Raw genomic sequence first — 18626 nt, 5'->3', positions numbered from 1 at the left:
AAAAAATTGATTTTATTGACTTATTTTTTGCTAGTTATCTTTATTCTTGCTAATTAAAAAATTTGAAATAAATTTTTTATAAAGACATTCCTAACAATCATTTAAATGAATGACTAATATTTTTATTACATTTAAAATCCTAAAAATATACGTAGAATAATATTTTTATCTGCCTAGTCTATAATTTTAGCTACATGCAATTATAAATACTTAGGAAGAAAAAGTAACCCTAATTCTGTTAATAAGAAAAATTTTATTAAAATAATTAACAAACAAAAATGTAAAGCGATCTATTTAACTTGATAGATCGCTTTAATTATATTGTTCAGTATTAATTTAGCTTAAAATAAATGGTTTTTATTTAATTAGATTGCTAGTTTGTTAACTATAGAATGGCACCTTCAAATGGGCGTTTCTGTATTGTTTGTTGACATTTCTTCCACGGTTGCCTCTATCAATACCTTCCTTGGTTTACTTCCCTCAGAAGGTCCAATAATGCCACTCGCCTCAAGTTCATCAACCAACCGAGCAGCTCGATTATAGCCAATTCGAAATCGGCGTTGCAATAAAGAAATGCTCGCTGTCTGCATTTCAACAACTAGGTTTTTAGCTTCTTCATATAAATCATCTTTTGGTTGTGAATGATTAGATGCTTCATTAGTCGTTTCCTCTTCTGGCATCATATTTTCCTGATATTCAGCTTCTTGTTGTTGGGTTACAAAGGAAACAAGTTTTTCAACTTCATGATCAGAGATAAACGCTCCCTGAATTCGAATCGGTTTATTTTCACCCATTGGTAAAAATAACATATCGCCGCGTCCCAATAACTTTTCTGCACCATTAGTATCAATAATTGTTCTAGAATCTGTTCCGCTAGAGACAGCAAAAGCCATCCGTGAAGGAACATTGGCTTTAATAATACCTGTAATAACATCAACACTTGGACGCTGCGTTGCTAAAATCATGTGAATTCCAGCAGCTCGTGCCATTTGGGCTAGTCGAATAATTGCATCTTCTACTTCATTACTAGCCACCATCATTAAATCAGCTAATTCATCAACAATGACAACAATAAAAGGCAATACGGAACGATTTTCTCCATCTTCTAAATTCTTTTGTTTCACCAATTCATTATAACTAGTAATATTACGTGTACCAGCAGCAGCAAATTTTTCATAGCGTAGTTCCATTTCTTGGACAACTTTCTGTAATGCTTGTGCAGCTTTTTTAGGATTGGTTACAACCGGTGTTAATAAATGAGGTATTCCATTATACACGTTTAGTTCAACCATTTTAGGATCAATCATCATTAATTTTACTTCATGTGGCTTAGCTCGCATTAAAATACTTGCAATAATACCATTAATAGCGACAGATTTACCACTACCTGTTGATCCGGCAATCAATAAATGTGGCATTTTAGTCAGATCAGCCGTCCGTACTGCTCCAGAGATATCTCTTCCAAGAGGAACCTCAAGTAATTGTTCCGGATGATTTGGCTGTGATTCAATGACTTCACGAAAAGATACCATGCTGATTGTACTATTAGGCACTTCAATGCCAATTAAAGATTTTCCAGGAATTGGTGCTTCCATCCGTACATCCTTTGCTGCCAATGCTAAAGCAATATCATCGGTTAATCCAACTATTTTACTTACCTTCACACCAACTGCTGGTTGAATTTCAAATTTTGTTACCGCTGGTCCTAAACTTGCCTTGACTACCTTGGCATCTACACCAAAACTTTGAAATGTCTGTTCTAAAACACCAATATTTTTCTCGATTTTTTTATATTCACCACTTTGGTCAGTAGATGAAATCGAATCAAGCAATGTAGAAGAAGGTAGCTGATAGTCTCTATTTTCCATTTCCTCGGTAATTTCAAAGTTAAGTGGTATGGATTCACTCTCTTCATCTTCAGTTATTCTTGAAGGTTCTTCTAAAGGAGTTATCTGAGGTGTTGTTACATTCTGAAAATCTGTAATGGGTATTGCTATTGAATCCTCTTGATTCCCTTCATTCGTGGAAATAGCTGAAGAGTTTATCCCATTATCTAATGTTTCTTTCTTTATTTCTTCTTGTTTTTCTCTATCTTTATTCTTTAACTTTTCTTTTGCTTTTTCTTCCATTTCTGCTTGTTTTTTTGCTTTCTTGGCTTTTTTCTCAGCCCGTTTTATTTCTTTTGCTGCTTGCCTTTTTTGATTCTGCTCGAATAATGATCCCATTTTTTCCTGAATGATTTCTAATCCATTCAGCAATTGTTGAACATCTTTCATACTAATGAGATAACAACCAATTAAAATCAAAATAATAGAAACAAAATAACTGCCCATCTTAGAAACAAGAAAGAAAGTTCCCTGATATAAAATAGCACCAAGCATACCGCCACCAACATTTTTAGTAATTTTACTATGAATAAAATCCATTTTTAAAAATTCCCAAGTCGTTTCTAAAATATTTGGTGTTTTTGTAACCTGTTTAAACATTAATACATGTAAAAAAAGCAATATTCCTAAATATAATAAAATTGCCCCAATTAAAAGACGTGGTTTTTTAATAAAAAATTTTTGTCTATAAATTATTAATAAGGCACCATAAAGGAACAATAAGAATGCAGCTATAACAAATGTGTTTCCAGCAATTATTCGCAAACTATTTGCAATTAAAATACCTAAAAATCCTAATTTGAAGGCACCAAGTAAACTAAATAACATAAAAGCTAATCCAATTAATATGAATTTTAATTGTTCTTTTTGTTTTGCTTTTTGACTTCGTTTTTTATTTGTAGATTTTTTCTTTTTTTGTACCATTAACATTCTTTCCTCTCTTCATTCCTATTTATTATACATAAAAATTGAAATGAACAAAAGTGTCCAAACGGTTATTCTATTTTTTAAATTTTATACTATTCTATAAATGACAAATAAATGGCATAGTAACCAACATTGACTAGAACGATGATAGCTTATCATTATCAATAGGTGAATAAAATTTTTTTATTTAAGTACAGCTAATCATTGAAAGAATAAAGATAAATAACAACCAATTTATTCTTTGGTTGTTATTTATCTGAATGTTAACGATTCATCATTACCAGACTAGTTATTTGGATTTTTTTCTGACATAGCAGCTTTTAAAGCTTGAGCTAAGGCACTTTCCTGAGGTGTTTCACTCTTCGTATATTTTTTCATTAAACGACGTTCTTCTTGTTTTGTCAATTTTTGCTTTTTATTTTTTTTATCTAGCATTTTTTCAGTAATTGAACAATACTTACACTTAAAATAAGCATTTTTTTGATTATCCATGATCAGCATTTTTTTATGACACTGTGGACACCGATGATTTGATAGTTTTGGATCTTTTCTTCTTCGATAAGAACATTCGGAATTGGGACAACTATAAATCTTACCTTCTTTTGTATTTTTTTCTTTAAGGTTGGTTTGACACTCTGGACATTTTTTCTGAGTTATTGAAAAATCTTGATAGCTTTTTTGACTATTTTTAATCTCACTTACTAATTTTTTAGTGTCTGTTTCGATTTCTTTTAAAAAATTCTGACTATTTTGCTTGCCAAGTGCAATTGCTTCTAATTCTTTTTCCCATTTTTCTGTTAATTCAGGTGTAACCAATGAAGGATTTACCAACTCAAGTAATTGTCTGCCCTTAGGTGAAACTGCTATACCCTGTGATGTACGTTCCATTAATTCAGAACGAATGAGTTTTTCTATGATTTCAGCCCTTGTCGCTGGTGTTCCCAAACTATATTTTCCCATTTTTGCTAATAAGGTACCTTCTGTTAAAGGTTTAGGTGGTGAAGTCAACTCTTTTTGAATTGAAAATTTAGGTGAAACCGTCATTCCTATTTTCCAACTCACCTTCTTCTTTTCTTCTAAAGTTTCACGTCTCCATCCTAAAGATTCCACTTTATTTTGGTTGAAAATAAAAGGCTGCTCACCAAATGTTACTGTTATTTTTGTCTGAGCTACCTTATAAGGACCAGCAAATAAGCTTAAAAAACGATAAACAATCATAGTATAAATTTTTTGTTCATCATTACTTAATTTTGTATAATTTGGTCGTTGTTCAGTTGGGATTAATCCATGGTGGTCGGTTACCTTTGCATTTTGAAATACTTTTGTTTGTTTTACCTGACTACCTGTTTTTATATATTCTTTAACGATTGGATCAAATTCACGAATGGCTAATAAGCGTTCGTTCATTGTTTCTTTCATATCTGTTGTCAAATACTTACTATCAGTTCGTGGATAGGTAACAATTTTATGTACTTCATATAAACTTTGAACCAAAGAAAGTGTTTTTTTAGCTGAAAATTGGTAGCGTTGATTGGCTTCTTTTTGTATCTCTGTCAAATCGTAAGGAAGCGGTGCTGATTCAACTTTCAATTTTTCTTTAATATCAGTAACCTTTCCAATTTGTTGGTTCCATTTATTCACCAATAATTCAGCTTCATTACGTGTTTTTAATGAATAGGGATTTTTTTGAACCATTTTTGCCTTTTCATCTGCTACCTGTAAGCTTATTGTAAAATAAGTTTGCGCTTGAAAGGCGGAAATGTCCTTTTCTTGTTGCCTAACCAATGCCAATGTCGGTGTTTGAACACGTCCAGCAGAAAGGCTATCTTGGTACTTCACCGTTAAGGCACGTGTAACGTTTAAGCCAACTAACCAATCTGCCTTTGCTCGTGCTAAAGCCGAATAATATAAATGATCATATTCTTTAGCAGGTCTTAAATGTTTAAATCCTTCTTTTATCGCTTTATCTGTTTGTGAAGAAATCCATAGACGTTTAATTGGTTTTGTAACGTGTGTGTATTCTAAAATCCAACGAGCAACCAATTCTCCTTCTCTACCAGCATCTGTTGCAATGACGATTTCCTTTATATCTTTTCGGTTTACTAATTGCTTAATTGTTTTCAACTGTTGTTCTGTTTTTGGCAATGGTTTGATACCTAAATGCTTGGGCAACATCGGTAAAGTTGTCATTTGCCAACTCTGCCATTCTTTATTAATCTCTTCTGGCATTTTTAATCCAAGTAAATGACCTAATGCCCAGGTAACAATTGCTGTGTCACCTTCAAAATAACCCTTATTTTTTTGATTTGCACCTAATACTTTGCTTAAATCTTTTGCTACACTAGGTTTTTCTGCTATAATTAATTGTTTTTTTATCAAAAATTTTTCTCCTTTAAATAAATTACAAATATAAATAAACTAGGTGAATTCTATTATAACAAATTTTTTGACCAAAAGATTATTTCTTAAATCTAGAATATCAAGTATTAAGAAAAAGTCACAAAAATTATTTTCCTATCTGATAATAGTTTAATTGACAATTCGCCTGATCAAGAGAACTGATATAAAATAATTTTATTATTTATTGAAATTATCTTAGGTTATGAGCAATTTTGTTTATTAAAAATCAAGTAAATAATCTTTTCAAAAATTTGTCTTTATTTTTAGCTATACCATTATTCGTTTGCAACACTTTACTTTTTCAATGTGATTACTAATATTTAATTTTTCATATTTATTATTAAAGGTAACGGGTTTGTAATTATTTCCTAATAAAGCCAATCCTCTATATTGTTGCAAATTCTCATTGCATTCTTCACACCAACGTTTTTCTTCATCTCTCCAGAAAGCAGCTAGATAATTAGGTTTTGTATTGATGTAAGTATAAGATAAAGAAAATTCCTGCCATTTTTTTCTATAATAATTTTCAGCTTTTTCTAAACAGTCAAATTGTTTTTCCTCAATAATATCCTGTTGCCAATCCGCAAAAAACCACCAAGGTTCATTATCTCCAAACATAATAATTACTTGATACATCACTTCACTCCTCTCTATTCTTACTTTAATTTTAGTAATTCAGCTAAAATGTTTCAAATTAAGTGCTTGTGAAGTGGTTAATTTGTACAAAAAGAACGTGAAATATCATGAATTTTCACGTTCTTTTCTACCTATTTTGATAAAATCAGCCATTTATATTGAAATCAATTTTCTATTTAGTAACCATTTTTTTTAAAACCGAAAAATAGTTTTTTGCTCAACGTTCAATTAAGATAGACACCTAACATAAATTTTTTAATATTCTTTGTATTATTGATTTGGTTCGCTATTTATTATTCATTTAAATATAAGCTAATTCTTTTCCATCCTGGTAAGCTCGGTCAATAGTACCTCCACCTAAACATTCCATTCCATCATAAAAAACAACTGCCTGACCTGGTGTAATCGCCCGAACAGGTTCAGAGAAAATAACTTTAGCACAAGTAGCATCTTCACCTAGTCGAACAGTTACAGCAGTATCCTGCTGACGATAACGGAATTTCGCCGTACATTGAAATTCTTTTGGCATTGAACTATTTTTAGTGAACTGAATATTACTGGCATCCAACTGTGAGGCATATAATAAAGGATGATGAAAACCTTGCCCAACATAAAGGGTGTTTGTCGTTAAATCTTTACCAATTACAAACCAAGGTTCTTGTGAAGCGCCACCTCCCCCAATCCCTAATCCCTGTCTTTGTCCAATAGTATAATACATCAATCCATCATGGATACCTTTTATTTCACCAGTTTCAGTTACCATTTTTCCTTTTTTGGCAGGTAGATATTCACTTAAAAATTTTTTAAAATTTTTCTCACCAATAAAACAAACTCCTGTTGAATCTTTCTTATTAGCAGTAGCTAAATTTGCTTTTGCTGCAATTTCACGTACCTGTGTTTTTTCCATACCTCCAAGAGGAAACATTGCTTTTGAAAGTTGTTCTTGTGATAATTGACTTAAAAAATAGGTTTGATCTTTATTAGTATCTATTCCTCTTAACAAACGAACATTACCATCTTCTGTACGTTCGATTTGTGCATAATGACCAGTAGCAATATAATCAGCGCCAAGTTGCATTGCATAATTTAAAAATGCTTTGAATTTAATTTCTTTGTTACACATTACGTCTGGATTTGGTGTTCGCCCGTTCCGATATTCACTTAGAAAATATTCAAAGACGTGGTCCCAATATTCTTTTTCAAAATTTACCGAATAATAAGGAATACCAATTTGATCTGCCACCTTTGCCACATCTTTATAATCTTCTGTGGCGGTACAGACGCCATTTTCATCTATATCTTCCCAGTTTTTCATAAAAATTCCTACAACGTCGTATCCTTGTTCTTTTAACAATAAAGCCGTGACAGATGAATCTACACCTCCACTCATTCCAACTACTACACGTATCTGGCTATTTTTCATATTCTTATCACCACCATTTCAATTAGATTCTGAATCATCTACGGATTGAAGGTCGTAATTTTTCAGTTCTTACCATTATACTATCTTTTTTCTAATAGTAAAGTTCGTCTTATTATTTAAAATTATAATTAAAATGACTTTCAATTCGTTAACTTAACGGATTACTTACTTTTTGTAATTAAGCTTCTACTTTTACTAAAATATGGTTATTCATCAAAGTTTCTATTAAAAAATTAAGTTTTTCCTGACTTGCTTTATGTTGGTCATTTTTAAAAATATTGACAGCCTTTAATCCATTTGCAGTTGTAACTGACATTTTTAATGTTTTTAGATCCTTTGAAATCACAATTTTTAATTTAAAACCATCTCTATTCTGTGGCGTAGCTTCTAATGAACGAATAAATTGAAAATTTCTTGAGGGCGTCTCAACAAATCCATTATCTTTTAACGTATAACGCTTTATTTGTGGATGTAGCGTATAAGTAGTCGTCCCGCCCTCAATTGTTGCTGTTTTTGCAAATGTCATGAATAATTCACCTCTTTAATTTATATATCTTTATTTTATTATAATAGAGGATATATCATTCTACTAGTAAAAATAGATTATTTTTTTGGTTTAATTTTTTTAATGCTAGCAATTAAAATTTCTGTCATTAACTTTATATCAGACAGTTGGTTATTTAAGCCAAAACTAATACGAATTGATTCGGTATTAGCTGGATGTTCTTTGCCGTACATCGCTTCAAATACATGAGAAGGTTGGGTATTTCCAGAAGAACAAGCAGAACCAGCCGAAACAGCAATGCCATTTAAATCTAAATATGTGACTAATAGATGACTAGGAATACCAGGAAACCATAAATTTAAAATATGAGCTAATTTATTTTGAGGATCGCCATTTATTTGATATGCAATAGCAGCTTGATCTAATTGCTCTAAAATCTGTTGTTGAAATGCTTGATAACTATTTTTTCGTTTTTGTTGTTCTTCTTGTGTTAATAAGGAAATGGCTTGTCCTATCCCAATGATACCAGGTATATTCTCTGTACCAGCACGCCGCTTATCTTCTTGGGAACCACCATGTAAAAGAGGAGGCAATGCTACCTGTTTATCTTTATACAAAAATCCTACACCTTTAGGACCATTAATTTTATGGGCAGATACACTTAATAAATCAATCCCTAATTTTTTTGGTAAAATTGTTTCATGACCGTATGCTTGAACAGCATCTGTATGAAAGATCGTTGATGAATCAGTCAGTATATCCCCAATTTTTTGTATCGGCATTAAGGTTCCAACTTCATTATTTCCATACATAATAGAGACCAGAATAGTATCCTTTCTAAGTGCAGCTTTAAAGTCAGAAACAGTTAAGTTCCCAGCAGAATCAACTGGTAGATAGGTAATTTCATAGCCTAACTTTTCTAGATAATTCATTGTCTTTAAAACCGCTGGATGTTCAATCATAGTTGTAATGATATGTTTCCCAATTGCCTTATGTGACAAAGCCGTTTCGATAATTGCCGTATTTGCTCCCTCAGTTCCTCCACTATTGAAAATAATTTCTTCTGGATTTACTTGTAGACTTTGAGCAATCAATTGACGTGCCTGCTCTAATTTTTTATGCGCCTTTCTTCCAAATGAATGTATACTAGAAGGATTTCCAAATGTTTCATTCATTTCCTGTGTCATTTTATCAATCACTGCTGGATGAAGCGGGGTTGTTGCTGCATGATCCAGGTAGATATCATTCAAGCTTATTCACTTCTTTCAAGAAATTTCAATTTTTATTTAAAGAAATTTATTCAATTATTTCCTCTATGTCCTATCTTCTGATTCGATTAAGATTCTATTGATCTATCTAAAAAAGAACAACGCGCTTAGCTTATTCAATGAATGGGCATCATAATTCTTTTTTCTCTAATTGAAATAAAGGACTCATTGGTGTATTCTCATAAATACGTTTTATTCCTTCACTTAGTAATTCAGCGCAAGAGATAATCGTTAAATTATTTGGTTGTTGTTCATTTGCAATATAAACAGAATCGGTGACACATAAATGATCAATCGATGAAGTTTCAATTAGATTTTTTTCACCATCTACAAATAATCCGTGGGAAGCACAAGCATAGATATTCGTTGCTCCGTTTTCCCTTAAAACTCTTGCAGCATTTACCATGGTTTCTCCTGTATTTAAGATATCATCTACCAAAATACAAGTTTTTCCGCTGACATCACCAATAACATAGCCTGATTGATAATTAGTATGTTCATAATCAACAATTGCTAATGAAGCAGCAAGGTATTCTGACAAGCTTCTGGCACGTTTAATACCACTATTTTTCGGTGAAATAACTACAATATCATTGCCAATTAAATGAAGTTGTCGATAATAACGAACAAATAAAGGTACAGTAAATAAATTATCTACCGGTATATCAAAAAAGCCTTGTACCTGAACCGCATGTAAGTCTAAAGTTAATAATCTAGTAGCACCGGCTACTTCTAATAAATTTGCTACCAATTTAGCTGTAATAGGTTCTCTAGGTTGTGCTGTTCTATCTTGTCTAGCATAGCCATAATAGGGTAAAATAACGTTAATTGTTTTTGCACTTGCACGTTTCAATGCATCAATCATAATCAAAAGTTCCATTAAATGATCATTAACAGGTATATTTGTCGATTGAACAATAAAAGCATGATCTCCTCGAACGCTTTCCTCAATATTTAATTGAATTTCTCCATCGCTAAATCGGTGAACTTCTCCTTGGCTAAGTTTAACACCAATATGATCAGAAATCTTTTTTGCCAATGGACGATTCGCATTTAAGCCAAATATACGTAATGGCTGCTCTTGATAAGTATCAGTCATGGTTTCCTCCATCATTTTATTCAGTAAAAATTAAAACCTATACTCCTGTTTATTTTACCATTTTTTAATAAAAAAAGCAGCGATCTCTTTTATTCAATTTAATTCTCTTTATCTTGTTTATTCTATCATTTATAATGAACAGCAATTGCAATTTTTGTTTTTATGAGTAAAATGATAGAAGTAAAAACTGAAATTAGGAGAAATAGAATGGCACGTTATCAATATAGGCATCGAAAAAGAAAGCAATCTTGGCAAAAAAGATTTTTGATTTTTTTATCATTACTTGTTATAGGTGGGATTAGTAAAACATTATATGATGTGTTATTCAACAAAACAGTGAATAATTCCATAACCCATTCAGCTGTTCTCCATTTATCAAATACAGAAAAGGAAGCTAACAAACTACAAAAAAAACTTCCTACAACAGCTGATGATTATTCCCATTTTAATCAAACTGTTCAACCAGCGAACAATACAGCCAAAACTATGGAACTTCAACTAAAACAAGAGGACTTTTCAGGCGTTGCGTTGGTGATTTGTGACAATCATATTATTTTACAAAAAGGTTATGGTTACGCAAATTATGCAGAGAAAAAGAAAAATAATCCATACTCAGTTTTTCAAATTGCTTCTATTCAAAAATCATTAACAACTTCTTTAATCATGAAAGCTGTCCATAATGGTTTACTGTCATTAGATGACCCATTAAGTCGTTTCTATCCAAAGGTACCTAATAGCGATCATATTACGCTTCATCAAATGCTTACAATGACCTCTGGTTTGAGAAATACCGGGTTACCTAAAAAGCTATTAAATGATGATCAGCTGATAGCTTTTGCTGTTTCCAACATCAAATGTTCAAAACATGGTAAATGGCATTATGAGGCAATTAACTATACCTTATTAGCAGGTATTCTAGAAAAGGTCACTCAAAAAAGCTATAATCAATTGGTAAATGAAGAATTAATTCAAGCATTAAATTTAAAAAATACTTATTTGTATAAAGATTTTTTAATGACTCCACACCAAACAAAATCCTATTTATATAAAAAACCAGTGAATTATTCTTATCCATCGGCTATGGATCCAATTGGCTTTAATAGAGAACTAGGTACAGGAAATATTGGAATGACAACAGGCGATCTCTATTGGTACTTTTATCAATTGATCCATGGAAATCTGATTGATCAAAATGCAAAACAAGAATTATTCAATCCACTAGAGAAAAATAAATATACTGGTGGAATTTATAACTATAAAAATTATTTTCATTCACGTGGCGTAGAAAATAACTATGAATCAGAAATTTATATGAGTAAAGATGGAAAAAATGCCGTTATTCTGTTCAGTAATAGATATAGAAGTGGCAATACTTATAAAGATCTAAGTAAAAATTTCTTTCAAATGCTCTATCCATCGCCTATTGATTAGTAGTTTACTATTTTTATCTATGAAAGAATTCTTTCATAGATAAAAATAGTAAATAGATTAGATTTTATCAAAATAATGATTAGACTACAAAATTAAAAAGCTAGAAAAATGATTGACAAATTTATCTCTGTCAGTTATTCTATATTATGTGTTAACTGCCTATGCCGCTTTAGCTCAGTTGGTAGAGCGCAGCCATGGTAAGGCTGAGGTCGACGGTTCAAGCCCGTCAAGTGGCTTTCATTTTTTTATTATCTTGTCATCTATATTCCTCACTTCAATTGTTTGAATATTCATTAAAAAATCCATAAATAACCATCATCTTATTTTCCATATGATTATCTTATAATTATTCATACAAAAACCTATAATTTTATCAAAATATATAACTTGTTAGTAATCAATACTTCTATTTTTGTTAGATTTATTATTTATTTTAGAGTATAGATTGTTAATGATAAAAACAATAAATAAAACTCTGTGTTGTTATATTAATCTATGCAAACAGCAATATTTCAATCAAAAAATGAGCAAATCAATTTATAGTTTAATGATAATTATTATTTGATTTTAGTAAATCAATTACCTATTTATATTTTTTATAAAATAAAAGAAGCTAAGTCATTTAGGAATTTATCGTTCCCAACTACGACTTAGCTTTTTAGTTCATTTATATCTTCATCTAATTTTCTACCTACATTCCTATATTTAGAATATTGCGAATGTCATCTTCTGTTAGTCTTGCCAGTTGTTCTTCATTTCCTTGAATGACTTGCTGAAATAATGCTCGTTTTTCGTGTTGCAATGAATCAATTTTTTCTTCAATAGTGCCTTCTGTAATCATTCTCCATACCTCAACAACCTTTTTCTGTCCAATCCTATGAGCACGACTTGCCGCTTGTTCTTCTACGGCTGGATTCCACCAGAGATCGTATAAAACAACAGTATCTGCTCCTGTTAGGTTAAGTCCAGTTCCACCTGCTTTTAATGAAATTAAGAAAACATCCTTTTGTCCATCGTTAAATGCATTTACCATATTGATTCTTTCTTTTGGTTTGGTACTTCCACTTAGATAGAAAGTTTCTAAGTCCAATCGCTGAAACTCTTTTTCCAATATAGATAGCATACCTTTAAATTGTGAAAAAAGTAAAACTCTTTTATTGTTTTTCTTAGCTGTTATTAATATCTCTTTTACTTGTTCAACCTTACTAGAACCACCAGTATAATCTTCAATAAACAATCTTGGATCACAACAAATTTGTCTAAGTCGTGTTAATCCAGCCAGAATATTTAAGCGATTTTTCTTAAATGTCGCTTGATCCATTTTTTGAATATCTGCTTGCATTTGTTTCAAATAAGCTAGATAGATTGTTTTTTGTTCTTCTGTTAAAACACTATACAGATTGCTCTCGATTTTTTCTGGCAAATCGGAAAGCACCGTTTGTTTATCTCTTCGTAAAATAAAAGGTTGAATAACTTTAGCAATATCATTTGCTCTCATCTTACGAAAAATCATTTTTGAAGGTAGTAATCCTGGTAAAATTAGTTGAAAAATTGACCATAATTCCTCTAAATTATTTTCAATTGGCGTTCCACTTAGCGCAAACTTTTTGGAAATCTCTAAACTTCTTAATGCTTTAGCTGTTTTTGTTCCACTATTTTTAACCATCTGTGCTTCATCTAGAATTAAATAGTCTATTTTTATTTCTTTATATTGTTCAACATCTTGACGTAAACTTGCATAGGAAGTGATCAAAATATCTTGCTTTTCAGCATTAGCTAAAAGTTTTATTCGCTCATCCTTATTACCAAAAATAATTTGAACATTGGTTGTTGGTGAAAATTTTTTTATTTCTGCGATCCAATTATAAATTAGACTGGCAGGAGCAACAATCAATGCTGGCGATTTTTGTTTGCCTTCTTCTTTTTCAGAGAGCAGATAAGTAATAGTTTGCAGGGTCTTTCCTAATCCCATTTCATCCGCTAAGATACCTCCTAATTGATAATGACTTAACATTTTTAACCAATAAAAGCCTTCAACCTGATAGTGACGCAAACTTGCTTTAATTCCTTTAGGTAACTGAACAGCAAATTTTTCTGGATGTGTTAAGTAAAACACCATTTGTTTAAACGAAGTAGAAAACGCTGCCTGTTTATCTTTTCCTAAAATCTCTTCAATAATCAATCCTTGATTTTTTGGCACTTGAATTGTTTGTTTATTACTTGCTGTTTTTTTTCGTAAAGCAGTTAATACTTGACTAGTATGATTAAATTCTTCAGATTTTAATGATAATATTTCACCAGATTCAAGTGTGTAAAACGTTCTTTTTTTCATTAAATTAGTCAATACAGCATCTACTTCTTTTTCATCAATGCCTGAGATATCAAATTTTACATTTAGCCAATTTGTTGTTTCTGATACTGAGATGAGTGGTTGATGGTTTTCGGCCTTTAAAAATAATTTACTTAGCTGTTCGCCTACTTTTACTGTGCCTAATTTACGGAAACTTGGTAATTCTCTGGCAAAGAAATGATAAAGTGCTTCACCGGCAGGTAATTTTTTTTCAAATTCAGTTTGTTTCATTGCATAGCCAAATTGTTGGAATACATCCATAATAGCATTTTCTTTTTGAATATCTCGAATAATTTCTTGATCTTCTACCTTTTTAGTCGTATAGCGTTTATTCGTTGAGAATAAGGTTTCACCATAATAGAAATCCACGCGCACTTTGATCATACCTGCATGTTTACGAAAATAAAAGACAGCATGTAAAGGGAAGAAGGCCAATTGATTTTTCACTGTTTTATCTAATTGAACATGACCAATTTGTTTTAAAATAGGTAGAATGCGGCTAAACAATTCTGAAACCTGTGTAGAATCATAAAAAATACTCGGCTCTTCTAACCTTTTTAACAACTGCCTAAGTGTTGTATAAATTTTCTCTACTTGATCGGTTAGCGAATAAATCGTCTGATCAATAATTACCCAATGATAATAGGATAAAAAAATGGTTGTCGGATCTTCAATTGTTAGTTGAAAGATAGCTGATTTAGGCTGAGTAATAACAAAGCTAAGTGGTAACTTTTCATCGCTAAATAAAAGGTGCTGGAAGGTCGTTCCAGAGATTTTAAAGTGCAGTCTTCCTGTTTGATCTATGCTTTTTATTAATTCTTTTCCATGAAAGATTGGTAGAGCTAAATACCTTTTTTCAATTTTCCCCTTAACAGGAAAGCCTTTTATACCTAGTAGTTGATTGGTTTGATAAATTTCTGCTAGTTCTTTTAAAAGATTTTCAACATCATCGGCAAAAGCACCTTTTGCTAAAAGGAAAGCATGTTGTTTATTTACAGAGTAAACTGCTCTTTTTTTATAAATCTGCAAGAATTCACCTATATTTTTTATAATATACATTTTTGCATTTTTTACATCAGTATAGCCAATTTTCAAAGCAATCCCTAAAATCGATTGTTCAGAATAATAATTATTTGTTTCAATAGTTTCTATTAAAAAATCTATAGATAAAGGAATAGTTTCCTGAGTTTGTTTCGATTGCTGCTCATGTAATAAGCCTTTGGTAAACATATCAGTGATTGATGATGTTGCTTTTTTTATCGGTAAAGAAGAAGTGGTTTTAGTAATAATTCGTGATTTTCCTTGTTCTTTTAATGCTAACTCGGCAGCTACAGTATGTTCGCAAAATCCATATTCATCCCAATAAAGACAGCTACAAAAATCTTTTTCTCTAGCTGTTCCATCTAGTACAACATGATAAATTTCATCTCCTAAAACTTCAGCATTCCAAACTTGTTTTTCTATATCTTGTTCAATATCAATGACTCGCTTTTCTTTTACATACTCTCTACCACGATCAATAATTTTCTCTGGAATACTCCATCTCATATTCTCACTACCTTTATTTTAGGCTAACTGATAACTAACTTTACTTTGTCCACTACCATTTGTTTTAATCTTCAGCTGTTGTGGTATTCGTGTTTTTAATTCTGAAACATGACTAATAATGCCAATCATCCGACCTTCATTTTCAATCGTTTCTAAAGCTGTAATTGCCATTTCCAAAGACTCCTCATCCAATGATCCAAATCCTTCATCAATAAATAAAGCATCAATGATAATTCCTCCAGCTTGTGCCTGAATGACTTCTGCTAAAGAAATAGCTAGAGCCAAGGCAGCAATAAAACTCTCTCCACCAGATAAGGTATAAACACTCCTTGTTGTTCCAGCCATCGTATCATACACATCAATTTCTAGTCCCGTTTGGTTTTTATAGCTTTTTACCTGTGTATTTAGTTCAAACTGATAACGATCACTGGTTAATAGATTTAAATGCTGATTGGCTACTTCTAAGACCTTTTTTAAGTAGTTTTGTAATACATAACGTTCAAGACTGGTTTTTTTTATATTACTTCCATTGATTCCATCACTTAGTTGTTGAAGAGCAATCACTTCTGCTGTTTGTTTTTTTAAAAGCATGAGCTGATGATGCATTTGTTTTTTTAATGCTCGATTATTTTGTAATTTTTCTTGCAATTGGTAATACATAGATTCTTCTTTTTCAATGAATTGATTGAAATTAACAGCCTTTTCTTGTAGTTGTTTTATCTCGTTTTCAGTTTGTTTCTGATTAATTTTAGAAAATTCATCTAACTGAGAATTAAGCCATTCCATTTGGTTATCAAACTGCTGGATATTCAGTATTAAGTTTTCAATTTGATCGAGTTGCTTCAACCATCCACGCAATTGTTTTTCACTAATCTCTTTTGGTTGATTTTGTAATACTTTCCTTAATTGCTGGTTTAGATTATCGATATAGTCTGCTATTCTTGTTTCTTCTTTTGTTAAATGAAGAAGCGTATGTTCAATCAAGCTTAATTGTTCTTCTTGTTTATTTACTTCCACCTGAAGCTGTTTATAGGTTTCAGACCATTTTTGCCATTGATTTTCTTTTAATTGCTTATTTTTACAAATTTCATCTGTTGTTATCTTCGGATCATCTAGTTGCCTTTTTATTATTTCTTGTTCAATTTCGATTGATTGCAATTGTTCTTTGGCATTTAAAAATTGATCAGTGGCAATATTTTTATTTTTTTCCATTAGTGAAAATTTTGGTGTTAATTTTTCTGTTTCTAATTGTTTTTGTTCAATAATGAACAATTTTTGTTTAATTGCTGTTTGCTTATCTAAATAATTACCTATTAAACAATCAATTTCTTTATTAGTGACTATTTGATATTGTACTCCTGATTTAGCCATTAATAATTTAATTTTTTGTTGGATCACTTGCTCTTCTTCTTGAAATATCTGCTGTTCTAATTTAATTAACTCTTTTTTCTGTTTTATTTTAGCTGTTAATTGAATAAGTTGATGGGTATTGTTATTAAAATTTTTTTCACTACTTACTAATTCTTTTTCTATTTGTTCAATTTCTTTTGGTGAGTGATTTTTTAACTGATTTTTGGGATGTTCTATTGAACCACAAATTGGACAAGGTTGTCCTTCAACTAAATAGTGACTAAGTTGTTCAATCTGTATTTCTGCCCATTCACTTTTCTTCTGTTGATGAATCTTTTGGAGTTTCTCTTGTTGCTCAGATAATTCATTTGATAAATCATTCAATTGCAAAAGTTCTTCTTGTTGTTGTTTAAGTTTATGTTGTTTTATTTTTAGTGTTTTCAATTGTTGTTGTATTTCTTGCCAATTTTCAATTTGCTGTTTAAGTTGTTGCCACTCATTTTCAAAATCATCTTTTTCATGAATAACTATTGCCAATTTCTGAATTGTTTTTTGATATTCTTCCCACTCTGCTTCTATGTCTTCTAATTCTTTTCCTCTTTGAATGACTAGTAATTTTTGTTCATTATATAATTTAATCAATTGTTCATTTTTTTGATAAAGTGGCAATTGATAATCGAGGTGAATGATAGCATATTCTAATTGTTTCATTTGCTCTTGTTGGCATTGATAGTTCTTTAGTTCCTGTTGTTTTTCTTGCAGTGAATATTGAATAATTTTCTGCTTTTCTAATTCTTCTTTTTTAGTTGCTTTTAATTGCTGTTTTTGTTGAAGCTGTTCGTCTAACCGATCAATTAAGATTAAATGTTGTTTTGCCCATTGTAGTTGCTTTAGTTGATGCCTTTGTTCCTCTATTTTATCTGTTCTTTTTACCAATTGCTGTTGTTCATCGAGTAATTGCTTCTTTTTATCCATATTTTCTTTTAATCTATCTATCTTTTGTTCTGTTAATCGTTTAGTTTGCTTATACCCATCAAGTTTTTGTTTGACTTCTGCTTGTTTTGCCTCTATTTTTTGATTTTCAATGTCTATTTTTTGGTATGTTTCTTGTAAGGAAACTTCTGTCTCTATAGGTGGTTGTGTTAACCAAAATAACTGTTTACTATTATTTTTAAGTTGTTGTTCCATTTCAAAATGATTTTGACTGGCTTGTTTCCTATATGATTTTAATTCTTCGGCAACTTGTTGATAAATTTCCGTTCCGAAAAGTTTTCTTAATATTTTTTCTCTTTCTTCACTATTTGTTAATAGAAATGTTCGTAGTTCACCTTGTGGAAGAAGAACGATTTGAGAAAATTGTTTTGCATTCAAGTGTAATAGCTCATAAATAAATTGTTCAACGTCTTTTTTTTGGTTAATTCTTGTTTCTCCTTTCCAGCAGAATCTTTGACAATTAATGATACTTTTGCTGGGTGGATGGTTTCTCCCTTGCCTCTTTTTTTAAGAAGACACTGTTCAGGTCTTCGTGAAATTTCATAAAAATACCCACCATGTGAAAAAGTAAAACAAACCTGAGTAACAGCAGAATCCGAGGCGAAAATCGATCGAACTTCTTTACTGGAACGAATATTCCCTGAACTTTCGCCAAACAAAGCATAACTCATACCATCAAAAATAGTTGTTTTTCCATAACCTGTTTTTCCACTAATCAAAAAAAGCGAAGAATCCATAAACTTTGTAAAGTCAATTGTTTCATATAGATAAGGACCAAAATTTTTTAATGTTAGTAACAATGGTTTCACG

General features: G+C 31.0%; 11 protein-coding genes and 1 tRNA gene. 2 read left to right on the top strand and 10 right to left on the bottom strand.

Annotation, left to right across the window (positions count from 1 at the left end; translation table 11 throughout):
- Positions 1-401 precede the first annotated feature (401 nt).
- From MPTP_RS03885 to MPTP_RS03855, 7 genes are all read right to left on the bottom strand, one after another.
- A complete protein-coding gene (locus tag MPTP_RS03885) occupies positions 402-2810 on the bottom strand; it encodes a DNA translocase FtsK (RefSeq protein ID WP_041363532.1) in 2409 nt (802 codons plus the stop codon).
- Positions 2811-3098: 288 nt separating this feature from the next.
- A complete protein-coding gene (locus tag MPTP_RS03880) occupies positions 3099-5192 on the bottom strand; it encodes a DNA topoisomerase 3 (protein ID WP_013773769.1) in 2094 nt (697 codons plus the stop codon).
- Between the two features lie 288 nt (positions 5193-5480).
- The gene (locus MPTP_RS03875; RefSeq protein WP_013773768.1) at positions 5481-5849 is read right to left on the bottom strand and encodes a DUF1033 family protein; all 369 of its coding nucleotides are present in this window, start codon (positions 5847-5849) and stop codon (positions 5481-5483) included.
- Positions 5850-6150: 301 nt separating this feature from the next.
- The gene (gene mnmA / locus MPTP_RS03870) at positions 6151-7272 is read right to left on the bottom strand and encodes a tRNA 2-thiouridine(34) synthase MnmA (RefSeq protein WP_013773767.1); all 1122 of its coding nucleotides are present in this window, start codon (positions 7270-7272) and stop codon (positions 6151-6153) included.
- Positions 7273-7450: 178 nt separating this feature from the next.
- Positions 7451-7798: a DUF1831 domain-containing protein gene (locus MPTP_RS03865; protein WP_013773766.1), complete on the bottom strand. Its 348-nt coding sequence runs from the start codon at positions 7796-7798 to the stop codon at positions 7451-7453.
- Positions 7799-7875: 77 nt separating this feature from the next.
- Positions 7876-9027: a cysteine desulfurase family protein gene (locus tag MPTP_RS03860; protein WP_013773765.1), complete on the bottom strand. Its 1152-nt coding sequence runs from the start codon at positions 9025-9027 to the stop codon at positions 7876-7878.
- A gap of 148 nt (positions 9028-9175) precedes the next feature.
- Entirely contained in the window at positions 9176-10144 is a 969-nt protein-coding gene (locus MPTP_RS03855) for a ribose-phosphate diphosphokinase (protein ID WP_013773764.1), read from the bottom strand.
- A 207-nt stretch (positions 10145-10351) separates the two neighbouring features.
- Here MPTP_RS03855 and MPTP_RS03850 point away from each other — a divergent pair, with 207 nt between their 5' ends.
- Positions 10352-11575: a serine hydrolase domain-containing protein gene (locus tag MPTP_RS03850; protein ID WP_013773763.1), complete on the top strand. Its 1224-nt coding sequence runs from the start codon at positions 10352-10354 to the stop codon at positions 11573-11575.
- 163 nt (positions 11576-11738) lie between these two features.
- Positions 11739-11811: transfer RNA gene (locus MPTP_RS03845), tRNA-Thr, on the top strand.
- 455 nt (positions 11812-12266) lie between these two features.
- Here the strand turns inward: MPTP_RS03845 and MPTP_RS03840 are convergent.
- The 3 genes from MPTP_RS03840 to MPTP_RS03830 are packed head-to-tail and all read right to left on the bottom strand — an operon-like array spanning position 12267 to position 18625.
- Entirely contained in the window at positions 12267-15473 is a 3207-nt protein-coding gene (locus tag MPTP_RS03840) for a DEAD/DEAH box helicase (protein ID WP_013773762.1), read from the bottom strand.
- Between the two features lie 18 nt (positions 15474-15491).
- Positions 15492-18194 (bottom strand): SbcC/MukB-like Walker B domain-containing protein, encoded by a 2703-nt coding sequence (locus MPTP_RS03835; RefSeq protein ID WP_013773761.1) that lies wholly within the window; start codon positions 18192-18194, stop codon positions 15492-15494.
- Positions 18191-18625 carry an AAA family ATPase gene (locus tag MPTP_RS03830; protein ID WP_013773760.1) on the bottom strand — a complete coding sequence of 145 codons (435 nt, stop codon included), beginning with the start codon at positions 18623-18625 and terminating at the stop codon, positions 18191-18193. Before MPTP_RS03830 ends, MPTP_RS03835 begins: the two co-directional genes overlap by 4 nt.
- Position 18626: the final 1 nt, after the last annotated feature.

Source organism: Melissococcus plutonius ATCC 35311 (genome assembly GCF_000270185.1).
Classification (GTDB): Bacteria; Bacillota; Bacilli; order Lactobacillales; family Enterococcaceae; genus Melissococcus; species Melissococcus plutonius.
The sequence above is the reverse complement of the archived record's forward strand: the minus strand, read 5'-3'. Positions and strand labels throughout refer to the sequence as shown.